Origin of the sequence: Kitasatospora sp. NPDC098663 (assembly GCF_044760075.1) — a bacterium.
Taxonomy (GTDB): domain Bacteria; phylum Actinomycetota; class Actinomycetes; order Streptomycetales; family Streptomycetaceae; genus Kitasatospora.
In genome coordinates this window covers 34053-55208 of record NZ_JBIWAP010000030.1, presented here as the reverse complement: position 1 = coordinate 55208, position 21156 = coordinate 34053, and the positions used below count along the sequence as shown (strand labels likewise).

Below are 21156 nucleotides of genomic sequence, written 5' to 3'. Positions count from 1 at the left end.
GGCGTGCGGCCGCAGCGGCGTGGCGCCGTTCGGATTCCGTAAGCACGTCGCGCCGCGGCGAAACCGGGGCCCGGCGGTTCCATGGACGGGTGACTCCGAACCTCCTTCCACGATTCCGCTCGGCGCTGCACGAGCCGCGCACCGCCGTGGTGCTCGGCCGCTGGCTGGGCGCCGCGCTGCTGGTGTGCTTCCTGACCGGGCTGATCAGCCACGCCCTCCAGGACCCGCCCGACTGGCTGACGCCGTATCTGTCGAGCCGCCCGGTGAACGGCTACCGGGTGACTCAGGGGCTGCACGTGATCAGCGGCCTGGCGGCCGTCCCGTTGCTGGGGGCGAAGCTGTGGACGGTCTACCCGCAGCTGTTCGCGTGGCCGCCGGTGCGCGGCGTGGCGCACGCGCTGGAGCGGCTGGGGATCTTCGTGCTGGTCGCGGCGATGCTGCTGGAGCTGTTCACCGGGCTGTTCGACACCCTGCAGTGGTATCCGTGGCCGTTCCCGTTCCGCCAGACGCACTTCTGGCTGGCCTGGCTGGCCACCGGCGGCCTGCTCGTCCACCTCGCGGCCAAGGGCCCGCTGATCGCGCGGCACTGGCGCCGCCCGGCGGCCGGGCTGCCGCAGCGGCGGGCGTTCCTGGCCGCCGTGACGGCCGCGGTGGGCGTGGTCACGCTCACCACAGCCGGGCAGACCGTCCCCTTCCTGCGCCGGCTGGTCCTGCTGGCCCCGCGCCGCCCCGATCTGGGCCCGCAGGGGCTGCCGGTCAACCGGACCGCCGCGCAGGCCGGGACGGTCACCGTGCCGGCCGACTGGCGGCTCCGGGTGGACGGCCCGCAGCCGTACCGGCTCTCCCTCGCCGAGCTGAGCCAACTCCCGCAGTACGAGGTGGAGTTGCCGATCGCCTGCGTGGAGGGGTGGAGCTTCTCGGCGCGCTGGACCGGGGTGCGGGTGGCCGATCTGCTGGTCCGGGCGGGCGCCCCGGCCGGCTCGGGCCTGCTGATCACCTCGCTGGAGGCGGACGGCCCGTACCGCGAGATGCGGATGCCCGCCGAGTACGCCGTCGACCCGCTCACCCTGCTCGCCCTGCGGATCAACGGCGAGGTGCTGACGGCGGACCACGGCTTCCCGGCGCGGATCATCGCGCCCAACCGGCCGGGGGTGCTGCAGACCAAGTGGGTCGCGCGCCTGGAGGTGATCTGATGCCCCGGTGGCTGCGTACGGTACTGCTGCTCGGCGGGCTCGCCCTGATCGGCTTCGGCCTGTCGGGCCTGCTCACCGACTCCTACATCACCGCCCCGCTCGACGTGCTGGTCTGGGCCGTGGGCGGGGTGCTGCTGCACGACGGGCTGTGGGTGCCGCTGCTCTGCCTGGTCGGCGCGCGACTGGCGCGCGACTGGGCGTTGCGCGGCTGGCTGGTCGTCGCGGCGGCGGTGAGCGCGATCGGGCTGCCGGCGGTGCTGCGGGACGGCGAGAACCACGGCAACTCCTCCGTCCTGCCGCTGCCGTACCTGCGCAACTGGCTGCTGGTGCTGGCCGCCACCGCCGGGCCGGTGCTGCTGTTCGCACTCGTCCGGTGGTGGCGGCGGCGCCCGCGGGTCAGACGCCCGGCAGACCCGTCGTGAGCCCGTCCAGGGCGTGCGAGCAGACGCAGTCCCGGGCGGCGGGCAGGCTCTCCAGCGCCTTGAACAGCACCGTGCGCAGCCGGTCGACGTTTCCGGCGAAGACCTCCAGCACCTCGGCGTGGGTGACGCCCTCGCCGCTCTCCACGCCCGCGTCGAGGTCGGTGACCAGCGCCAACGAGGTGTAGCAGAGGCCGAGTTCGCGGGCGAGGACGGCCTCCGGGTGGCCGGTCATGCCGACCACCGACCAGCCGTTCGCGGTGAACCAGCGGGACTCGGCGCGGGTGGAGAAGCGCGGGCCCTCGATCACCACCAGGGTGCCGCCGTCCACCGGCTCCCAGGCCGCGCCCCGGGCGGCGTCCAGGGCGGCGCGCCGCCCGTCCGGGCAGTACGGGTCGGCCATCGAGACGTGCACCACCTCGGGCCGCGCCCCGCCGGGCAGCGGCTGGCCGTCGTAGTAGGTCTGCACCCGGCCGGAGGTGCGGTCGACGAACTGGTCGGGCACCAGGAGCGTGCCGGGCCCGTACTCCGGGCGCAGCCCGCCGACGGCGCACGGTCCGAGCACCTGGCGCACGCCCAGGGAGTGCAGCGCCCACAGGTTGGCCCGGTAGTCGATCCGGTGCGGCGGCAGGCCGTGGCCGCGCCCGTGCCGGGGGAGGAAGGCGACCCGGCGGCCGGCCACCTCGCCCAGGAACAGCGCGTCGCTGGGCGGCCCGTACGGCGTGTCGACGTGCAGTTCGGTCACGTCGTCGAGCAGCGCGTAGAGCCCTGAGCCGCCGATCACGCCCAGTTCGGCGCGCGGAGCACCGGTTCCCTGATCGATCGTCATCGTTCGTACCCTTCCTCGGGGAGGCGTCCCGGCCACTCTAGGGTCCGCGCGGCGGCACCGGTCCTTACGGTTCCGGGACGCCGGGCGGGGCCGGATGGCCGCGGGCCGGCAGGGTGGTCCGGGGCGGCCGAGCGGGTGACTTGCCGGACGTGTCGGCGGCGGCGCGCCCCACCCGGCGTGCATCGGTTGGTGTGCGCCGCCTCCGGGCGGTGCGCGCCCTGTTCCCGAAGCTGAGAGCCGCCGATGCCTCCCACCGTTCGTCTTCGCCGCCTCGTCCCCGCCGCCCTGTGCGCGCTCGCCGTGGCCCTCACCGCTCCCGCGGCCCAGGCCGCTCCCCCGGGCCGCGGCCCGGGCACCGACCCCGGCGGGGGGTACGACGGCGGGAGGTACGACTGGGAGAGCGTGGCCGCCTGCGAGAGCGGCGGCAACTGGCACGTCAACACCGGCAACGGCTACTTCGGCGGCCTCCAGTTCGACACCCCCACCTGGCGCGAGAACGGCGGCCTCGCCTACGCCCCGCGCCCCGACCTCGCCAGCCGCGAGGAGCAGATCGCGGTGGCCCAGCACCTCGCCGGGCGGCGCGGCCTCTCCCCCTGGCCCGCCTGCGGCGCCCGCGCCACCCGCGGCCACGAGCGCGAGCGCGGCACCGCGCTGCCTCCGCCGCCACCCGCGCCCGCGCCCGCGCCCGCGCCCTCACCCTCGCCCGCGCCCTCCGCTGACAGCAGCAGCGACCGGGCCGGCGTCGAGGCCGGCGACGGCCGGTGGACGGTCCGCGAGGGCGACACCCTGGGCGACGTCGCCGAGACCCTGGGCGTGCCCGGCGGCTGGCCCGCCCTCTACGCGCTCAACCGCGCCGCCATCGGCGACGACCCGGACTTGATCCTGCCGGGCACGGTGCTGCGCCTGCCGTCCTGACCCGGCCCCCGGAAAGCCGTCGGCCCGCCCGGTCCTGTGCGACCGGGCGGGCCGACGACGTGGTGCGGCGGAGCGTCAGCCGACGTGGACGCGCGGGCGGCGGCTGCGGTCGGGCTCGGCCTCGCGCAGCACCTCGCGGGTGACCGGGGCCACCTCGCCCTGGCCGAACAGGAAGAACCGCAGGAACTGGGCGAAGGGGTTGCCCTCGGTCCACTCGAAGTAGAGGTGCGGCTGCTGCCCGGTGCGGTCCCGGATGGTGAGGGCCAACGCGGCGATCGCGTTCGGGATGCTGGAGCTCTCCAGCGTCAGCACCCGGTAGCGGCCGTGCAGCACCTCGCCGCGCACGGTCAGCACGGTCTCGAAGTCGGAGGCGTCCCGGACGGTCACCTCGACGAAGACCAGGTCGTCCTCACCGGGGATGTCGTTGTCGGCGCGGATCTGGCGGATCTTGTCGCGGTACTCGGCGACGTCGCGGTGGGTCGGCTCGTTGGCGATCAGCCGCAGCGGGCGGTGCGCGTAGTCCCTGACGAAACGTTCCGCCACGTCGTCCAGCACCACATCGGTGACGCGCAGCTCGAAGGCGCGGCGCAGCCGGGAGAGCAGCGAGACCAGGATGATGCCGGCGATGAAGCAGGCGCCGATCTTCAGACCGTCCGGCCGCTCCATGCAGTTCAGCACGGTGGTGTACAGGAAGATCGCCGCGATGATCGCGAAGGCGGTGGTCCAGCCCCGCTGCTTCGCCTTGTGCGCGGCGATGGTGACGGCGATGGCCGCCGAACTGATCAGCACCAGCACGCCGGTCGCGTACGCGCCGCCCTGGGCGTCCACGTTGGCGTCGAACAGCCAGGTGACCAGGAAGCCGATCAGGGTCAGCACGATCACCATCGGCCGCACCGCACGCGCCCAGTGCGGGGCCATGCCGTAGCGGGGCAGGTAGCGCGGCAGCAGGTTGAGCATGCCCGCCATGGCGGAGGCGCCGGCGAACCAGAGGATGGCGATGGTGGACAGGTCGTAGACGCTGCCGAAGGTGCCGCCCAGGTACTCGTGGGCCAGGTAGGCGAGGGCGCGGCCGTTCGCGTCGCCGCCGGGCTTGAACTGGTCGGCCGGGATCAGCAGGGTGGTGATGAAGCTGGTGGTGATCAGGAAGCAGCTCATGATCACGGCGGCCGTGGTGAGCAGCTTGCGGGTGCCGCGGATCCGGCCGGTGGGCTTCTCCTCGGTGTCGTCCGGGTCCCCCTCGATGTGCGGCATCACGGCGACGCCGGTCTCGAAGCCGGACAGGCCGAGCGCCAGCTTCGGGAAGACCACCAGCGCCACGCCCACCATGATCACCGGGTTGCCGTGCTGGGCGGTCAGCGCAGTGGTCCAGTCCGTGACCACGTGCGGCGCCTCGATGATCTTCCAGATGCCGACGGCCACCACGACCACGTTCAGCGCCAGGTAGACCCCGACCAGGGCCACCGCCAGGCCGATCGCCTCGCTGAAGCCCTTCAGGAACACCGCGCCGAGCAGCGCGACCAGGATCAGCGTGATCAGCACCTGCTTGCCGCCGAGGACGCCGGTCAGGTGCGGGTTCTCCACCAGGTGCGCGCTCGCGTCGGCGGCCGACAGGGTGATCGTGATGAGGAAGTCCGTCGCCGCGAAACCGAGCAGCGCCAGGACGAACAGCTTGCCCTTCCAGAACGACAGCAGCCGCTCCAGCATCGCGATCGAGCCCTCACCTCGCGGGCTCTCCTGCGCGACCCGCCGGTAGACCGGCAGCGCGCCCAGCAGGGTGACGACCACCAGCACGATCGTCGCGATCGGCGACAGCACGCCCGCGGCCAGGGCGGCGATGCCCGGCTGGTAGCCGAGCGTGGAGAAGTAGTCCAGGCCGGTCAGGCACATCACCCGCCACCAGCGCTGGCCCTTGTGCGCGCCGGAGTCCCCCGCCTGCGCGCCGCCCTGCGAACCGTCCTGACCGGCCTCCCCCGTGGCCGGCCCGTCCGCCGACACGCCCTCCAGCAGCCAGCCCCGCAACCGTATTCGCGCCGACGACGGCTCCGCCGTCGCCGCCTCCGTCGAACCCGACGAAACCACCTTGCACCTCTTGTTAAAGACCCCGTAAAAGCGCCGTCGGGCGACGGCAGTGCGACAGGCTATGCGACCGGCGTTAAGGACGCGTCATCGCCCCGCGTTAAGAAAACGTCATTGCTCCGCAGGTCGCGGCGGGTGGTGCGGCCGGTGGTGCGGCCGGTGACAGTGCGCCCGCGACGGGGCTCCGAGCGACGGCAGGACGGCGCCGGGGCAGGGCCGTTCCCCCGCCCCGACGCCGCGTGCCGCGAAGGTCAGGCCCGGTAACCGAGGACGGTCATCATGCCCGTCTCCGCGTGGTAGACGTTGTGGCAGTGCACCATCCACAGGCCCGGGTTGTCGGCGTCGAAGTCGACGGCGAGCGTCGCGCCCGGCAGCACGACCGCGGTGTCCTTGCGGGGCCCGTCACCGGGCAGCGCGAAGGTGTGGCCGTGCAGGTGGACGGGGTGCCACATGCTCGTGGTGTTGCGGAACTCCAGCCGCACCCGCTCCCCCGCCGCCACCGGGTAGCGCTGCGCCGGGTCGTACCGGCGGCCGTTGAACGCCCAGTCGGCCTTCGCCATGCCGCCGGTGAGCTCCAGCCGCACCGTCCGGTCCGGCGCCCTGGCGGGCAGTCGCACGCTCGGGTCGGCCTTGAGCCGGGCCGCGCCGAGCAGCCTGCCGTCCAGCTCCGCCGGGCGCACCGAGGCGTCCGGCGCGGCGCCGCCGCCGCTGCGCAGCAGGGCGAGTGCGGAGGCGTTCTTGCCCTCGGCGAGCGCGGTCAGCGGGAACACGCCGTCCTGGACGGTCACCAGCACGTCGTAGCGCTCGCCCATGCCGAGCAGCAGCGCCTGGGTGGTGGCCTGCTCGACCGGGAAGCCGTCGGTGTGGGTGACGGTCAGCTCGTGGCCGCCCAGCGCGACCCGGTAGGCGGTGTCGCCGCCCGCGTTGATCAGCCGGATCCGGACCCGGTCGCCGGGCTTGGCGGTGAAGGTCTCGGGCGCGGTGGCGAGCCGGCCGTTGGCCAGGTGGAACGGGTAGCCGACGTCGCCCGCGTCGCCGCCGAGCAGCGCGCTGCGGGCACCCATCAGCATCCGGGACGGGCCGGTGGCGGCGGGGTCCGGTGCGGCACTCGGGGTGCCGCCCATGGCTGCCATGTCGTGGCCGCCCGTCGCCGGGTGGTCCATCCCCGCGTGGTCCATCCCGCCCATGCCCCGGGCGAGTTCGGCGAGCACGGCGTCCGGGGTGCTGCCGTCGACCCCGTCCACCCAGTCGTCCAGGACGACGACCCACTCCTTGTCGTAGCGCAGCGGCTCCCTCGGGTCCTCGACGATCAGCGGCGCGTACAGGCCGCGGTCCTGCTGGACGCCGGAGTGCGGGTGGAACCAGTACGTCCCCGGGTGGGCGAGCGCGAAGCGGTACTCGAAGCCGGCGCCCGCCCGCACCGCGTCCTGGGTGAGCCCGGGCACGCCGTCCATGTCGTTGCGCAGCGCGAGGCCGTGCCAGTGCAACGAGGTGGGCTGCGGCAGGTGGTTGGCGAGACTGACGGCGAGCGTCTCGCCGACCGTGGCGCGCACCTCCTGGCCGGGCAGGCGGTCACCGTACGCCCAGCTGCGGACGGTGCGGCCGCCGAGGTCGAGCGTCGTCTCGGTGGCGGTGAGCGCGACCTTGCGCTCCGGCCCGGGCCCGCGCCGCGCCTCGGCGGCGGCGACCTCGGGGCCGCCGGGGGCGACGAAGCCGCCCGGGGTGGTGGGGGCGGCGCCCCCGTGGTCCATGCCCTTCATCGGATCGGCGGAACAGGCGGCGAGCAGACCGGTGCCGGCGGCGGCGAGCGCCGCGCCGAGCACGGTACGACGGGTGGGTGTGCGCATGACGGAGTGCACCTCGTGCGGTGGGTGTGGGTGAGCAGGACGTCGCGACGGCCGTCCCGCCCGCGCCGGAGCGCGGCCACGGGGCGGCCGGCGTACGCCTACTGACGCAGCACCGACAACCGGGCGAGGAGGATCCGGCCGCCTCCGGGCGGCGGCAACGCGCGAACGGCCCGCAGCAGCCGGGCCCTCACCTCGGCGGCGGCGTCACCGCTGTGCCGCAGCAGGGGGCCTGCGACAAGGAGCAGCAACGTCCATCCGGCGAGCACGGCCAGACACACCGTCATCGGATCCATGCCGTCGGCCGCGGCGGTGTGCGCCGTCTCCCCGGCGCCCGCCGGGTGACCGGCGCTCACGGCGTGCCGTGCCGTCCCGTGGTCCGTCCCGTGCTCCACCCCGTGCCCGCCGGTGGCCGGATGGCCGAGCGTGTGCATCGTCACGATGCCGAGCAGGAGCGCCGCGAGCAGCAGCAGGCGCAGGGCCCGGGGGACGGCCGGACGCGGCTCCGCCATCGTCCACCTCCCGACCGACCCGCCACCAGTTACCCCCACAGGGTATCCCGAGCCACACCCCCCACCCGCCCCGGGGCAGGTCACCCGGCCCCCTTCCGCCTCCACCCGCGCCGGCCCCGGAACAAACCCTGAGGAACGTCCCCTAAGGGCGTAGACGCGCCCGGCGACGGGCATGGCTGGATCGTGGAACCCCGAGCAGCAGCCGTGAGAAGGTGTCGGCCATGAAGGTGATCGAGTTCGTCCTCAATGTCATTTGGCTGATCTTCTGCGGTATCTGGATGGCTATCGCCTATACCGTCGCCGGAATCATCTGCTGCGTACTGATCGTGACCATCCCGTTCGGCATCGCGTCGTTCCGGATCGCCGGGTTCATACTGTGGCCGTTCGGACGCACGACCGTGGAGAAGCCGGGTGCCGGGGCGGCGTCCTGCGTCGGAAACGTCATCTGGCTGATCTTCGCGGGCTGGTGGCTGGCGATCGCGCACCTGGTGACCAGCATCCCGCTGTTCCTGTCGATCATCGGCATCCCGTTCGGCTGGGCGAACCTCAAGATGATCCCGATCTCCCTCATGCCGCTCGGCCGCGAGGTCGTCCCCACCGACCAGGCCTGGGGCGCCCGGTAACCGCAGGAGAGGCAGCCGCAGGAGAGAACGGCCCCGGGCCGGCGGAGGAACCGCCGGCCCGGGGCCGTTCGGCGTGTGCGGGCGGGCTCGGACCGGGCGGCGGCGGTCCGGCGACCGGTTGCGGGGCGGCTCAGAGGCCGAGCAGGCGCACGGCCTCGGCGCGCATCTCGACCTTGCGGACCTTGCCGGTGACGGTCATCGGGAACTCCTCGACCACGTGCACGTACCGCGGGATCTTGACGTGGGCGAGCCGGCCGGCGCAGAAGGTGCGGACGGTGTCGGCGGTGAGCGGCTCGGCGCCCGCGCGCATGCGGACCCACGCCATCAGCTCCTCGCCGTACCGGGCGTCGGGCACGCCGACGACCTGGACGTCGAGGACGTCGGGGTGGGTGTACAGGAACTCCTCGATCTCGCGCGGGTACAGGTTCTCGCCCCCGCGGATGACCATGTCCTTGATCCGGCCGGTGATGGCGAGGTAGCCGTCCTGGTCCATGACGGCGAGATCGCCGGTGTGCATCCAGCGGGCGGCGTCGATGGCCTCGGCGGTGCGCTCGGGCTCGCCCCAGTAGCCGAGCATGACGGAGTAGCCGCGGGTGCAGAGTTCACCGGGCTCGCCGCGCGGGACGGTCCGGCCGGTGGCCGGGTCGACGACCTTGACCTCCAGGTGCGGGCCGACCCGGCCGACGGTGGAGACCCGGCGGTCGACCGTGTCGTCGGCACGGGTCTGGACGGAGACGGGCGAGGTCTCGGTCATGCCGTAGCAGATGGCGACCTCGGCCATGCCCATCCGGCCGATGACGTCCTTCATCACCTCGGCCGGGCAGGGGGAGCCCGCCATGATGCCGGTGCGCAGGCTGGTGAGGTCGTGGCGCGCGAAGTCCGGGTCGGCGAGTTCGGCGATGAACATGGTGGGCACCCCGTACAGCGAGGTGCAGCGCTCGGCGGCGACGGCGGCCAGGGTGGCGCCCGGGTCGAAGGAGGGCGCGGGGATCACCGTGCAGGCGCCGTGGGAGATCGCCGCCAGGTTCGCCATCACCATGCCGAAGCAGTGGTAGAACGGCACCGGGACGCAGATCCGGTCCTGCTCGGTGTAGTTGAGCAGTTCACCGACGAAGTAGCCGTTGTTGAGGATGTTGTGGTGCGACAGGGTCGCGCCCTTGGGGGAGCCGGTGGTCCCGGAGGTGTACTGGATGTTGATCGGGTCGTCCGGCGCCAACTCCCGCTGCCGCTGCGCGAGAAGGCCTGGGTCGGCGCGGCGCCCGGCGGCGAGCAGGGCGTCCCAGTCGGGGCCGCCGATCAGCACTCTGCGCTCCAAATCGGGGCACCGGGGCCGCACTTCCTCGATCATTCCGGCGTAGTCGGAGGTCTTGAAGCGCTCGGCCGCGACCAGCAGGCGGATCCCGGCCTGATCGAGCACGTACGCCAATTCGTGCGAGCGGTACGCGGGGTTGATGGTGACCAGGATCGCGCCGAGCTTGGCGGTGGCGTACTGGGTGAGCGTCCACTCGGCGCAGTTGGGCGCCCAGATGCCGACCCGGTCGCCCTTGGCGATGCCGAGGTCGAGCAGACCGAGTGCCAACGCGTCGACGTCGGCGGCGAGTTCGGCGTACGTCCAGCGGCGGGCGGTGGCCCGGTCGATCAGGGCGTCCCGTTCGGGGAAGGCGCGCACGGCGCGGTCGAGGTTCTCCCCGATGGTGTCGCCGAGCAGCGGCACGTCCGAGGTGCCGGAGGCGTAGCTGCGCGGGGTCGGCGTGGTCGGCACGTTCTGGCTCCTGGGTGGGCGCGTGCGGGTCGGACCCCATGGTCTCCACCGCGCGCCCCGCGCCGCCACCCCCGAACGGGGGTGCGGACACGATGCTGGGGCCGCCCGCCGGGGTTCGGCGGACGGCCCCAGCAGTCGGGTCAACCGTTGATGCAGGTGTTGCCGAAGGCCGGGTTGAGGATGCTGATGATGCCGATCGAGTTGCCGCAGACGTTGGCCTCGAGGTTGATCGGGATCTGGATCTGGTTGCCGGAGAGCACGCCGGGGGAACCGAACGCGACACCGTTCGCGGTCGCGTCGCCCGCGGCGGCGGTGCCGGCACCGGCCAGAACGGCCACGGCGGCGAGGGCGGTGGCGGCGAGGGTGGTACGAATACGCATTGCGTCACTCCTTGTGAGGGCAGCGAACATCCATGTGACGAACACACTCGCACCGATCGAACTCGATGGCAGGCCGGGAACGGCCGAATTGGTCACTCAGAGGGCGTGTCGCCCTCCCGCTCCCCCGGCTCCGGCCCCGCGGACCCGGACGCGCTCACCCGTTCCAGCAGGTCCCGGGCCGGTTCGAGCCCCGGTTCGGCCGCCACCGCGCGGTGCAGCAGTCCGAGCGCGAACGCCCCGTCACCGGCCGCCAGCGCCGCCAGCGCCCGGTTGTAGTCGATCCGGGCGGCGTAACGCAGCCGGAACAGCACGCCGAGATCCTCCCGGCAGGACGGGCAGCGCAGGCCCTGCGGGTCCGCCGGGACGGCGCACTGCGGGCAGAGCACCTCGATCGGCGCAACCTCGGCGGCCCGCCCGCCGATCGGGTGCACGCCGGACGGGTACACCCCGGACGGTGGTACCTCGGACGGAGTCAGGTCGGACGGAGTCACGTCGGAGCTCATCGCGGACCGGCCTCCTCCGGGCGGACCGGGCCGAGCGACTCCGCGAGCGGCTCGCTGCCCAGCTCCCGCTGCGCCTGCGCGTACAACGCCAGCAGCGCCGAGCTGTGCTGGTTGGCGGCCTCCATGTTGGCCGACTCCACCGCCTCGTCCAGCCCGCGCAGCTCGGCCATGATCCGCTGGGCCAGCGCCGGCGAGACCATGTTCTGGTTGACGTAGACGTTGCACATGGTGAGCATCCGGAAGGTGTGCCCGAGCGAGTCGCACAGCTCGTCGGCCCGCTGGGCGGCGCGCATGGCGCCCTCCCAGTCGGCCGCCTCCCGGCGTAGCCGCAGGTCGGCGGCCACCGACCGCAGCCGGTCGAGGTCGCTCGGGTCGAGGTGCTTCTCGCAGTAGTGGATGAACAGGCTGAGGTACGCCTCCGAGCCGCGCACCCAGCGCTGGGCCTTGAGCTGGCGCTGGGCCCGCTCCAGCGCCTCGTCCACCGACTGGCCACGGGTCTGGCCGGCGGCCAGGTCGTCCAGGCTGTCCATGAGGCGCTGCGCCTCGCGCATCTCGGCCTCGGTGAGCTCGCCGCCCCAGCGGTCGGTGAAGGTCTCGATCTGCCGCTGCTGCTCCTCGACCTGGACCTTGAGCTCGGGGTCGAGGGTGACGCGCTCCAGCTTGACGGTCTTCTCGTCGCCGCCCTGGATCCGTACCGACAGGGTGATGGTGCGGTCCCGGTCGAGGCCGAAGGACACCTCCACCGGGGTGCGGCCGCCGAGCCCGGCGGGCAGCCGCAGGGTCAGGTGGCCGATCAGCTCGTTCTGCTGGGCGATCTCGTGCTCGCCCTCGTAGACCGCGATCTCCAGCCGCTGGCGGCCGCTGCCGGAGACCACGAACTCGCGGCTGACCGGCGAACTGGTCGGGTAGCTGGTGTTCTTGGGGATGATGACGGCCAGCCGGCCGTCGTTGAGCTCGATGCCGAGGTTCTTCGGGGTGATGTCGAACGGGTTGGTGACCTGCATCAGCTCGCCGCAGCCCTGGCAGGTCTCGCTGCCGGGCGGGTTGACCACGCCGCAGGCGGCGCAGCGCAGGCCGACGTCCTCGGCGGCGGTCGAGGCGGCCTTGGTCTGCCCGGGTGCGGCGGAGTCGAGTGCCTCGCCGCACAGTTCGCAGGCGGTGACGCCGGGGGCGGCGGGGGTGCCGCAGCGCGGGCAGTTGTCGCCGCGTACGGCGGTAGCCGCCTGGGACTGCGCCGGGATGGCCGCGCCGGCGGCCGAACCGCCGAGATCCTGACCGCACTTGGGGCAGGCGGCGGCCTCGGCGTCGACCGGGAGGTGGCAGCCGGTGCAGGAGACCCGGGGCCCGCCGAGCAGCGTGGTGGCGCAGTTGGCGCAGTTGGAGGCGGAGAGGTCGCCGGGGGCCCGGCACTCGGGGCACTCCACCTCGCCGACCAGCGCGGACTGCACGGCCGCGCCGAGCGCCACGCACTGCATCGGGTTGACGCCGCGCCGGATCCGGCGCGGCCCGAAGACCTCGCCGAGCCGCCGGGCCACCAGCGGGATCGCGGTGGAGCCGCCGACCAGCACCACCTCGTCGATGTCCCCGACGGTGAGGTTGGCCTGCATGATGGCCTTGTGGGTCAGCTCGATGGTGCGTTCGATCCGGGCCTCGATCAGCTCCTCGAAGCGGGCCCGTTCGAACTCCGTCTCCAGCACCAGCTGGCCGGCGCCGAGGCCGGGCAGGATCACCTCGGAGGCCTCCTGGTGGGAGAGCTCGATCTTGATGGTCTCGGCCGTGGAGGCGATCTTGGGGCGGTCCCGCAGGTCCGGCTGGTAGTCCGCGCCGTACTCCTCGCGGATGTCCTCCAGCAGCGCGGTGGTGATGGCCCGGTCGAAGTCGTCGCCGCCGAGCAGGTTGTCGCCCTCGATGCCGAGCACCGAGACCGAGCCGGGCACCAGCAGCAGGATGGAGATGTCGAAGGTGCCGCCGCCGAGGTCGTAGACCAGGACGGTCCGGCCCTCGTCGCCGGCCTCGGAGGTGATCCCGTAGGCGAGCGCGGCGGCGGTCGGCTCGTTGATGATCCGCAGCACGTGCAGGCCGGCCAGCCGGCCCGCCTCCTGGGTGGCGGCGACCTGCCGTTCTCCGAAGTACGCGGGGACGGTGATGACGGCCCGGTGGAAGGGCTCGCCGAAGCGCTGCTCGGCGTCCTCCTTGAGGCGGTGCAGGATGATCGCGGAGATCTCGATCGGGGTGTAGGAGCGGCCGTTGAACCAGACGTTGACGTCGCCGTCGGTGCCGGCCGTGACCTTGTAGTCGACCTCCTTGAGGGCGGCCTGGACCTGCGGGTCCTTGAACTTGCGGCCCATGAAGCGCTTCACCGAGCGGATCACGTTGGCGCCGTCGATGGCGACCCGGCTGCGCGCCGTGGAGCCGACCAGCAGTTCGCCCTTGCGGCCGCTGCCGACCACGGAGGGCGTGGCCTCCTGGTTCTGCCGGTTGAAGATGATCTCCGGCTCGCCCCGGCGCAGGTGGGCCACCACCGAGTTGGTGGTGCCCAGGTCGATGCCGAGTGTGCGGTACATGTCGTTCCCCTCTTGCCCCTCGTGTCTTGCCCCTCGTGGTCCTGGCTACTTCTTCCGCTTGCGCCGGCTGCCCGCGGCCGTTCCCTTCCGGCGGGCCCGGGGCGGGGCCGCCGTGGCGCGGGCGGCGGGGTTCACCGGCGCGGCGGCTGCTTCGGGGCCGCCGTCCTCGCCTTCGGCTTCCGTGGGCCCGGTGTCCGTGGGCCCGGTGTCCTCGGGCCCGGCGGCCGCTGTCTCACGACCCGGCGCCGCGGCCTGCTCCGGTGCGGGCTTCAGGGCCCGCTCGACGTCCTCCGCGAGGACCGGCTCCCCCGCCGGTGCGGGCTCGGGCACCGTGGCCACGACGACCTGGGCGCGGCGCAGCACCTCCTCCTCCCAGAAGAACCCGGTGACCACCGTCCGGACGACCGTCTCCGGTGCCACCCCGGGGCGCGGCTCGGTGCCGACGATCTCGGTCAGCGCAGGGTCCGCCGCCAGCCCCTCCAGCCGCATCGGGCGCACCCCGGCCTTGGCGAGGCGGCCGAGCAGCCGCCGGCGGGTGGCCTCGATCCCGGCGCCGCGCCCGAGCAGCACCAGTTCCCGGTCCAGGCCGAGCGCGGCGAGGGCGTCGTCCACCTCGACCAGGATGCCCAGCAGGTCCCGCTGGGTGGCCCGGGCGGTCTGCGCCTCCTCGGCCCGCAGGCGCTGCAGGAGCGAGGCCCGGTACAGCAGTTGGCTGAACGCCTGGTCGAGGTCGACCTCCAGGGCGCGCTGCGGGACGTCCAGCGGCCGGTGGCCGTCGGGCGCGGGAGCGGTCGGCGTGTCGGTCATTCGGGTACCTCGATCTGCGGCAGCACGGACAGGTCGGCCGCGTAGCGGGCGGGGACGGGCGGTTCGGGGTCGCCGCGGCCGGGGGCGGGTTCGGCGAAGTCGGCCGCCGCCTCGGCCCGGTGCAGCACCAGGAGGGCGGCGGCCGGCGGCAGCGGCGGGCGTTCGACGACCAGCAGCGGTTCGGCGAGGGCGGGCGCCAGCAGTTCGGCGGCCTGGTCGACCGGCTCCGGCGGCAGGGGGCGCTGGAGGTCCAGCTCCAGCCGCCGGTCGGGGTTGCGCAGCAGGGCGGCGGCGTCCTGGATCTGCTGGCGGCTGTAGCGGCCGGCCTTCATCGCCGGGCCGACGGCGAGGTTGATCTCGCGCACGCCGGCCGTGAGCGCAACGCCCAGGACCTCGTACGGCGACGGTTCGTGCAGTGGCATGGCGGGCGGCTTCTCTCCTCACGGCTGACGATTGCTCAGAAGTTGGTTGTGGCTCGGGGTTTGGCTGCGACCGCGGATCAGGGACGGACGCATGGGCTACGACGACGGCGGCGGCTCCGCGGTTGCCGTCAGCGCAGTGCGCCGATCCTCCGTTGCAGGGCGCGCAGGTCGCGGTCGTCCGGGCTGTACTCGACGGCCTGGCGGATCAGCGAGCGGGCCTCCCGGAACTGGCGCAGGTTGGCCCGGCTGACGGCGTAGGAGCTGTAGACGACGCTGAGTTCGACGTGCAGCTTGGCGACGTCCTCCGGGGCGCGGGACAGCGCGAGCGCCTCCGACAGCAGCCGGATCGCGTCAGGGTAGCGGTGGGCCTCGTAGTGGCCGATGGCCTCGCCGCGCCAGACGCTGACCATCAGGCGCCGGATCTCGGCCGAGTCGTCGTAGGACCTGGCCTTCTGGAGCATGGCGGCCTGGGTGGTGAACGGGCTGCTCTGGAGGTTGTCCAGCATGTGGTTGGCCAGCATCACGGCGACCCGGCGCGGGGCCTCCTCCTCGGTGTCGCCGTCCCATTCCGGGTCGGCGCGCAGGGCTTCCGCCATCCGGGCGACGGCGAGGGCGCGGTGGTCCGCGAAGGCGGCGATGCGGGAGAGGTGGCGCAGCACGAAGGCGAGGCCGAGCCGGTGGTCCGGGTCGGGGTTGAGCGCGATCAGCTCCCGCCACGCGTCGGCGGCCTCCTCCAGTTCCGCTTCGGGGGCGTCGGGGCGGCTGAGCTGGCTGGCCCGGTTGCCGAGGGCGGCCTCCAGGAAGTGGACGGCGGTCGGGTCGCCGGGGGCGAGTTCCATGCTCTTGCGCAGCAGGACCAGGGCGCGGGGGTAGTCCTTGTCCTCGTTGTTGATCTTGCGGGCCCACTGGGCGTAGGTGGCACCGAGGTCGCCGCGCACCTCGGGGTGGTCGGGGGCCAGCGCGAGGGCCTTCTCCAGGAGTTCGGTGGCGCCCGCCTGGTCGTCGTCGCTGCTCTTGAGCAGGGCGCGGGCGGCCCGGACGCCGGACTCGGCGGCGATCGCGGGCGCGTCGGCGGGCAGCACGGCGCCGGGCACGGCCCGGGCGCGGGTGAGGCAGTCCAGGGCCTCGCGCCAGTCCTGGTTGCGGTGGTGCTCGCGGGCCTCGCTGACCAGGCTCTCGCCGAGCAGGTTCCGCCAGCCCGTCCCGCGTTCGGCCTCGGGCACCGCGTCCAGGGCGCCGACGGCGGCGGCCTGGCGGCCCTGGAGGAGCAGGTAGCGCTGCGGGCCGAGGTCGCCGAACAGGCCGAGGGCCCTGGTCAGCGGGTGCCCGTCGGGGGTTTCCGGTCGCCGCCAGGCCCGTACGGCCTCGTCGAACCCGGCCGCCCAGGCGGCGAGTTCGGGCTCCTGGCGGAGCAGCCGGTCGAGTGCGGGGCCGAGGGCGAGGCGCCGGGCGGGGCGGCCGGGCAGGGTGATCCGGACGTCCTCCTGGGCGAAGGCGTCGGCGCTGTGCGCCTCCATGCCGAGGCGCAGGGTCCAGGCGGTGACCTCGTCGCCGGTGCGGCCGGCGGCCCGGTCCAGGGCGCGCAGGTCCTCGCGGAGGCGGTCGGTGAGCGCGCTGCGGGCGGTGGACATCCGCTGCGGTTCGGCCGGGCGGCCGGTGATCCGGGCGGACTCCGCCCACAGGTCGGGCTGGTGCAGGGCGGCGACCAGGCAGCCGAGCGTCCAGGTCCAGATCCGCTCGTCCGGGCCTTCCGGGGTTTCCGGGCCCGTCTGGAGGGAGACCGCGAGCCGGTAGCCGGCCAGGCCGAGCGCGTGCAGCAGTCGGGGGTGGGCCGGGTCCTTGAGCAGCAGGGCGCGGTAGCCGTCCCAGGCCTCGCGGTGGCGGCCCTCGACGGCGTGCTGGTGGGCCTCGTGCTCGGCGAGCAGGACGAGCGCGGCGGCGGCCTGCGGTCGGCCCGGGGCGAGGGTGAGGGCCTGGCGCAGGTCGACGGCCGCGCGTCCGGGCTCCCCGGCGTCGAGGGCGGCCCCGGCCCGGCGGATCAGGACGGCGCCGTGCGCGGCGGCGGCGTCCGCCGGAAGGTCGGCCAACGCCTCGTCCAGTCGGCCGAGTTCGGCCCGCAGCAGGGCGAGGTCCAGCCGTACGGGCGCGGCGGCGGGGCTGTCGCCGAGGGCCTGCGCCCAGGCGGCGAGGACGGGTTCGGCCTGCTCGGGCACGCCGGCCCGGCGGGCGCAGTCCAGGACGGCGCGCAGCGCGGGGCCTGCGCAGCGCACGCAGCGCGGCGAGGCGCCGTCGGCGGGGCCGTGCAGGTGGGCGGCGCAGACCTCCCGGCCGCAGCCGGCGCAGGCACCGGTGGCGGGGGCGGGGCAGACGGCGCAGCCGGCCGTCGCGGGCGGGGGCTGCGGCGGTTCGGAGGTCTGGCCGGCGGTCAGGAAGTGGCGGTACCAGTCCAGTGCGGCGGACCAGTTGCCGGCCCGTTCGGCGAGCAGCGCCCGCAGCCGGGCGAGAGCCGGGTCGCCGGCCGGGTCGGGGGCGAGCGGGGCGAGCAGGGCGATGGTCTGGACCGGACGGCCCGTCAGCAGGGCGGCGGCGGCCAGGTGGTAGCGGTCGCGCGGCCCGGTGGCGGCGTCGAGCAGGGTGCCCAGCGGTTCGGTGGAGCCCCCGGCCAGGGCGAGGGCCGCGCGCAGCCGGGCCTGCCGGTGGGTGACGGAGCCGGCCAGGGTGTCGGCGAGGGCGAGGGCGGCGGCGGCCCGCTCGCGCGGTTCGGGCCGGTCGCGGCCGGTGATCAGCAGGTGCGCGGCCTCGCGCAGGGCGGCCTCGCGCAGCGCGGCCCGGTAGCCGGGGGCGGCCGGGTGGTCGGCGGCGGCCTGCTGCCAGAGCTCCCGGGCGGCCACCGGGTCGTTGGCCAGCCGGGTGCGGGCGAGCCGGTCGCGGGCCAGGGCCTGCCGTTCGCGCAGGTCCTCGTCGTGCAGCGGCTCCCAGCGGGCCAGGGCGCCGGCCGGGTCGCCGGTGCGGGCGAGGGCGAGACCGTGGTGGAAGGCGGCGATCCGGGCCCAGCGGGAGTCCGGTTCGACGTCCGCCTCGGCACCGAGCACGGGCGCGGCCTCGGCGGCCTGCCCGGCGGCGAGCAGGGCCGCGCCGAGCCGGACCCGGGCGGGGCGCCAGTCGGGGGCGAGGCCGAGGCCGGTGCGGTAGTCGGCGGCCGCCTCGGCGGGGCGCGCGGCCCGCTCGTGCACCAGGGCGAGGCCGAACCGGGCCGGGGCGAAGGAGGGTTGGACGGTCAGGGCGGCGGTGAACTGGTCCCGGGCCTGGTCGTCGGCGCCGAGCAGCAGGGCGAGCCGGCCGAGGGCGTAGCGGGGGCGGGGATCGCCGGGAGTCTCGGTGGCGGCGGCCGCGAGGTCGGACCAGGCGGCGTCGGTGGCGCCGAGCCGCTGCCGGGCCAGGCCCCGGAAGAGCAGGCTCTCGGTGCGCAGCGCCGGGCCGCGCCCCCACGGGGAGGGCTCGCCGGGGCCGCGGCGCAGCGCCTCGTCGAAGGCGGCGACGGCGGGTTCGTCCCGGTGCAGGGTGAACAGCTGGGCGCCCCAGCGGAACCAGAGTTCGCCACTGCCGCCGGGGGCGGACGCGGCGAGCAGGGTCTCGGCCTCGGCGGCGCGGTCGGTGCCGCGCAGCAGGGCGGCCCGGGCCAGGACCGGCCAGTCCCGGCCGGGCAGCGCGGCCAGCGACCGGGTGGTGGCGCTCTCGCGCTGCTCGGGGGAGCCCTCGCGGCAGCGCCGCTGGAGCCAGTCCGTGGCGCGGGCGGCGGCCGCGGCCTCCTCGCCGGGTTCGGCGCCGCCGGCGGTGGCCTGGAGGAAGGCGAGCAGCGGCCCGAGGTCGCCCTCGGGGGCGGATATCCGCTCCTCGGCGAGGCGGTGCAGGCTCCACCGGGGCAGTTGCCGGGCCGGGTCGGCGAGCAGCGGGAAGGCCTCGCGGTGCAGGGCGAGGGTGGCCTGCCGGTCGCCGGTGGGGACGGTGGCCTCGGCCTGGCCGAGCAGGGCGAGGCCGCGTTGCGGGCGCAGTTCCTCGGGGCCGGCGGCGAGCCGTTGGGCGAGGCGCGCGTAGCGGCGACGGGCCTGCGGGGCCTTGCCGGCGGCGAGCCGTTCGGCGGCCGCGGCCAGCGCCTTGGCCACGGCCTGGGCGTCCAGGCTCCGTCGGCGGCGGGCCAGTACGACGGCTGCCGCACCGGCCAGTGCCACCACGACCAGCAGCACCGCGAGCTGCACCATGCACCGTCCCCCTGCGCTTGGAAATACGCCACTCGATGATCAACACGCGGTGTGTGAACATGACTTGACGCCGTTTCGATGTTGCTCGGGCGCCCATCAGAATAGGCCCTCCACCGGACAGACGAACAGAATCGAGCACTATCCTGGGCGACGCAGCGGAAGCGGTGCGAGAACCACCGCGCGGGAACCGGTCCGAGGCCGGGTCAGGGCGAACAGGCCAACAGGGACCAGTCGGGGGATGCGTGTCCGAGTCGCGTTGGGTGCCCGGGCTCCGGTTCGGGCCGGAGTTCGACCCCGAGCAGTACGAGCTCCTGGAATTCCACCACCGGGGCGGCGAGGCCGAGGTGTGGCGGGCGGTGCGGACCGGCCACAGCGGGCTCAAGGAAATCGTCGCCGCGAAGATCATGCTGGAGCGCGACCCCTCCGAGGTGCGGCGCTGGCTCGGCCGCTGGGACGACGTCTCGCACAACGCCCACCGCCTGGGCGTGACCGACCTGGTGGTGCCCAGCTTCCTGCTCGGCCCCTCCCCGCACCGGCCCGGCGCCGCGCCCTCCGCCGGGCTGCTCGGCTACCAGATCTCCCCCTGGGTCGAGGGCGTGCCGCTGCACACCTGGGCCCGCACCCAGCGCGGCGGCCCGGCGGCGGTGGCCGAGGTGCTGGCCCGGCTCTGCCGGATCGTCGACGAACTGCACCGCAAACGCTGGGTGCACCGCGACATCTCCCCCGCCAACGTCCTGGTGGACGCCCAGAACCAGGTCAAGCTGATCGACCTGACCTTCCTGGCCCCGCTCGACCACACCCTCACCGTCGCGGTGTTCACCCCCGGGCACGTCCCGCCGGAGGCCGAGCAGGTCGGCGGCTTCCCCACCACCGCCAAGGACCTGTTCGCGGTCGGCACCCTCGCCCGCACCCTGCTGCTGCCCGACCACGGCCGGCTCGACCACCGGCTCGCCGCCGAACAGGCCCGCGCCGAACTCCTGGCCGCCGGCTACGGCGAGGACCTGGCGCGTTGGGCCTGCGAACCGCTCGCCCGCGAACCGGACCGCCGCCCCTCCCCGCTCGGCCCCTGGGTGGGCCGCGGACGCGAACTCCTGCGCTCGCGCCGGCCGGTGACGCGCACCGCGGGCCTGGCCGTCCTGCCCGACCGGGCCGGCCGGCCGCTGCTGGTCACCGGCGGCGCCGACGGCACCGCACTGGCCGGCCCCGGACACCACGGGCAACGCCTGCCGGCCGGCCAGGGGCCCGGCCCGGTCCGGGAGTTGCTGGCCGGCTGGGCCGGCGGCCAGGGCGAACTGGTGGTCTGCGCCGAGGACCGCGGCGGGACGCTCTGGGTCGGCACCTCGGCCGGCTGGTGGGAGGCCGCGCGCGGCGTCAGCGGGCTCGCCGGTGCGGTCGACTCCGCCGGGGAGATGACGGTCTGGACGGCGGCCGGTGGCGCCCTGCGCTCCTACCGCTGGGCGCCCGGCCGCACCCTCACCGGCCAGGAGCTGCCCGGCTGCCCGGCCGACCGGGTGCTCGCCGCCCTGGAGGAGCGGGCCGGATCCTGGCTGGTCCTGGTCGAGCACCGGGAGCGGGTGCTGAGCTGGCGACCTGGCTCGGCGCGGGGCCCCGCCCCGCTGGGGCCGCCCGGCGCCCTGCGCGCCGGGGCGCTGGCCCGCACCTCCGCCGGCCCGCAGGCCGCCACGCTGCGCCCGGACGGCTCCGTGCAGCTGCACACCCTCGGCGCGGCCGGCCCGGCCCCCGAGATCGGCGACGGCGAGCCCTCCCTCGGCGTCGCGATGGCCGGCCACCGGGGCGGCCCGACGGTGGCGCTGGCCGGCGCGGGCGGCGTCCGGCTGCGGCTGCCGGCCGGCGGCGCCTCCCGGCGGCCGCGCTGGTGGCGGCCGACGCTGCGCCCGGCCACCCGGGTCGCGCTCGCGATGGGCGAGGACTGGCGGCTGTGCCTGGCCGCGGTGGTGGAGGGCGAGTTGCAGTGCTGGCAGGAGGACGCGGCGTACCGGTGGCAGGCGGTGGCGCTGCCCGAACAGGGCTGAGCGGGGCTGCGCGGG

The 21156-nt window shown here is 74.9% G+C and carries 16 protein-coding genes; 5 read left to right on the top strand and 11 right to left on the bottom strand.

Going from position 1 to position 21156, the window contains the following annotated elements; translation table 11 throughout:
• Positions 1 to 89 precede the first annotated feature (89 nt).
• Together ACIQVZ_RS28540 and ACIQVZ_RS28535 are read left to right on the top strand one after the other, a co-directional pair.
• On the top strand, positions 90 to 1193 hold the full coding sequence (locus tag ACIQVZ_RS28540) for a molybdopterin-dependent oxidoreductase (RefSeq protein ID WP_402453749.1): 1104 nt from the start codon (positions 90 to 92) through the stop codon (positions 1191 to 1193).
• Positions 1193 to 1615: a hypothetical protein gene (locus tag ACIQVZ_RS28535; protein ID WP_402453746.1), complete on the top strand. Its 423-nt coding sequence runs from the start codon at positions 1193 to 1195 to the stop codon at positions 1613 to 1615. Before ACIQVZ_RS28540 ends, ACIQVZ_RS28535 begins: the two co-directional genes overlap by 1 nt.
• On the opposite strand, the gene ACIQVZ_RS28530 is transcribed toward ACIQVZ_RS28535, so the two are convergent.
• A complete protein-coding gene (locus tag ACIQVZ_RS28530) occupies positions 1590 to 2441 on the bottom strand; it encodes an S-methyl-5'-thioadenosine phosphorylase (protein WP_402453744.1) in 852 nt (283 codons plus the stop codon). The two genes, ACIQVZ_RS28535 and ACIQVZ_RS28530, sit on opposite strands and share 26 nt — an antisense overlap.
• A 243-nt stretch (positions 2442 to 2684) precedes the next feature.
• Here ACIQVZ_RS28530 and ACIQVZ_RS28525 point away from each other — a divergent pair, with 243 nt between their 5' ends.
• On the top strand, positions 2685 to 3356 hold the full coding sequence (locus ACIQVZ_RS28525; RefSeq protein WP_402453742.1) for a transglycosylase family protein: 672 nt from the start codon (positions 2685 to 2687) through the stop codon (positions 3354 to 3356).
• Positions 3357 to 3431: 75 nt separating this feature from the next.
• On the opposite strand, the gene ACIQVZ_RS28520 is transcribed toward ACIQVZ_RS28525, so the two are convergent.
• The 3 genes from ACIQVZ_RS28520 to ACIQVZ_RS28510 all read right to left on the bottom strand — a co-directional run bounded on the left by ACIQVZ_RS28520 (position 3432) and on the right by ACIQVZ_RS28510 (position 7788).
• Positions 3432 to 5435, bottom strand: coding sequence for an amino acid transporter (locus ACIQVZ_RS28520; RefSeq protein WP_350883235.1), 2004 nt, complete (start codon positions 5433 to 5435; stop codon positions 3432 to 3434).
• A 248-nt stretch (positions 5436 to 5683) separates the two neighbouring features.
• Positions 5684 to 7279, bottom strand: coding sequence for a multicopper oxidase family protein (locus tag ACIQVZ_RS28515; RefSeq protein WP_402453740.1), 1596 nt, complete (start codon positions 7277 to 7279; stop codon positions 5684 to 5686).
• A 98-nt stretch (positions 7280 to 7377) separates the two neighbouring features.
• Positions 7378 to 7788, bottom strand: a complete 411-nt coding sequence (locus ACIQVZ_RS28510) for a DUF6153 family protein (protein WP_402453737.1) — start codon at positions 7786 to 7788, stop codon at positions 7378 to 7380.
• Between the two features lie 221 nt (positions 7789 to 8009).
• On the opposite strand from ACIQVZ_RS28510, the gene ACIQVZ_RS28505 reads away from it, so the two are divergent.
• On the top strand, positions 8010 to 8411 hold the full coding sequence (locus ACIQVZ_RS28505; protein WP_350883241.1) for a YccF domain-containing protein: 402 nt from the start codon (positions 8010 to 8012) through the stop codon (positions 8409 to 8411).
• Between the two features lie 130 nt (positions 8412 to 8541).
• Here ACIQVZ_RS28505 and ACIQVZ_RS28500 read toward each other — a convergent pair whose 3' ends face one another.
• The 7 genes from ACIQVZ_RS28500 to ACIQVZ_RS28470 all read right to left on the bottom strand — a co-directional run bounded on the left by ACIQVZ_RS28500 (position 8542) and on the right by ACIQVZ_RS28470 (position 19108).
• Positions 8542 to 10173, bottom strand: a complete 1632-nt coding sequence (locus ACIQVZ_RS28500) for an AMP-binding protein (RefSeq protein WP_402453735.1) — start codon at positions 10171 to 10173, stop codon at positions 8542 to 8544.
• 140 nt (positions 10174 to 10313) lie between these two features.
• Positions 10314 to 10553, bottom strand: a complete 240-nt coding sequence (locus tag ACIQVZ_RS28495; RefSeq protein ID WP_063346586.1) for a chaplin — start codon at positions 10551 to 10553, stop codon at positions 10314 to 10316.
• 92 nt (positions 10554 to 10645) lie between these two features.
• On the bottom strand, positions 10646 to 11056 hold the full coding sequence (locus tag ACIQVZ_RS28490; protein ID WP_402453733.1) for a hypothetical protein: 411 nt from the start codon (positions 11054 to 11056) through the stop codon (positions 10646 to 10648).
• On the bottom strand, positions 11053 to 13620 hold the full coding sequence (locus ACIQVZ_RS28485; protein ID WP_402453732.1) for an Hsp70 family protein: 2568 nt from the start codon (positions 13618 to 13620) through the stop codon (positions 11053 to 11055). Before ACIQVZ_RS28485 ends, ACIQVZ_RS28490 begins: the two co-directional genes overlap by 4 nt.
• 45 nt (positions 13621 to 13665) lie before the next feature.
• Positions 13666 to 14427, bottom strand: a complete 762-nt coding sequence (locus tag ACIQVZ_RS28480; protein ID WP_402453730.1) for a nucleotide exchange factor GrpE — start codon at positions 14425 to 14427, stop codon at positions 13666 to 13668.
• Positions 14424 to 14849 carry a hypothetical protein gene (locus ACIQVZ_RS28475; RefSeq protein WP_402453729.1) on the bottom strand — a complete coding sequence of 142 codons (426 nt, stop codon included), beginning with the start codon at positions 14847 to 14849 and terminating at the stop codon, positions 14424 to 14426. The genes ACIQVZ_RS28480 and ACIQVZ_RS28475 overlap by 4 nt, the downstream gene beginning before the upstream one ends.
• A 128-nt stretch (positions 14850 to 14977) precedes the next feature.
• Complete coding sequence (locus ACIQVZ_RS28470) at positions 14978 to 19108, bottom strand: hypothetical protein (protein ID WP_402453728.1); 4131 nt, start codon at positions 19106 to 19108, stop codon at positions 14978 to 14980.
• Between the two features lie 242 nt (positions 19109 to 19350).
• On the opposite strand from ACIQVZ_RS28470, the gene ACIQVZ_RS28465 reads away from it, so the two are divergent.
• Positions 19351 to 21141 (top strand): protein kinase domain-containing protein, encoded by a 1791-nt coding sequence (locus ACIQVZ_RS28465; RefSeq protein WP_350883255.1) that lies wholly within the window; start codon positions 19351 to 19353, stop codon positions 21139 to 21141.
• The last annotated feature ends 15 nt before the right edge of the window (positions 21142 to 21156 follow it).

Bases quoted from the DNA above. Each gene is read 5' to 3' on its own strand.
- ACIQVZ_RS28535 (WP_402453746.1), top strand. From the start codon at position 1,193: ATGCCCCGGTGGCTGCGTACGGTACTGCTGCTCGGCGGGCTCGCCCTG.
- ACIQVZ_RS28530 (WP_402453744.1), bottom strand. From the start codon at position 2,441: ATGACGATCGATCAGGGAACCGGTGCTCCGCGCGCCGAACTGGGCGTG.
- ACIQVZ_RS28525 (WP_402453742.1), top strand. From the start codon at position 2,685: ATGCCTCCCACCGTTCGTCTTCGCCGCCTCGTCCCCGCCGCCCTGTGC.
- ACIQVZ_RS28515 (WP_402453740.1), bottom strand. From the start codon at position 7,279: ATGCGCACACCCACCCGTCGTACCGTGCTCGGCGCGGCGCTCGCCGCC.
- ACIQVZ_RS28510 (WP_402453737.1), bottom strand. From the start codon at position 7,788: ATGGCGGAGCCGCGTCCGGCCGTCCCCCGGGCCCTGCGCCTGCTGCTG.
- ACIQVZ_RS28505 (WP_350883241.1), top strand. From the start codon at position 8,010: ATGAAGGTGATCGAGTTCGTCCTCAATGTCATTTGGCTGATCTTCTGC.
- ACIQVZ_RS28495 (WP_063346586.1), bottom strand. From the start codon at position 10,553: ATGCGTATTCGTACCACCCTCGCCGCCACCGCCCTCGCCGCCGTGGCC.
- ACIQVZ_RS28490 (WP_402453733.1), bottom strand. From the start codon at position 11,056: ATGAGCTCCGACGTGACTCCGTCCGACCTGACTCCGTCCGAGGTACCA.
- ACIQVZ_RS28485 (WP_402453732.1), bottom strand. From the start codon at position 13,620: ATGTACCGCACACTCGGCATCGACCTGGGCACCACCAACTCGGTGGTG.
- ACIQVZ_RS28480 (WP_402453730.1), bottom strand. From the start codon at position 14,427: ATGACCGACACGCCGACCGCTCCCGCGCCCGACGGCCACCGGCCGCTG.
- ACIQVZ_RS28475 (WP_402453729.1), bottom strand. From the start codon at position 14,849: ATGCCACTGCACGAACCGTCGCCGTACGAGGTCCTGGGCGTTGCGCTC.
- ACIQVZ_RS28470 (WP_402453728.1), bottom strand. From the start codon at position 19,108: ATGGTGCAGCTCGCGGTGCTGCTGGTCGTGGTGGCACTGGCCGGTGCG.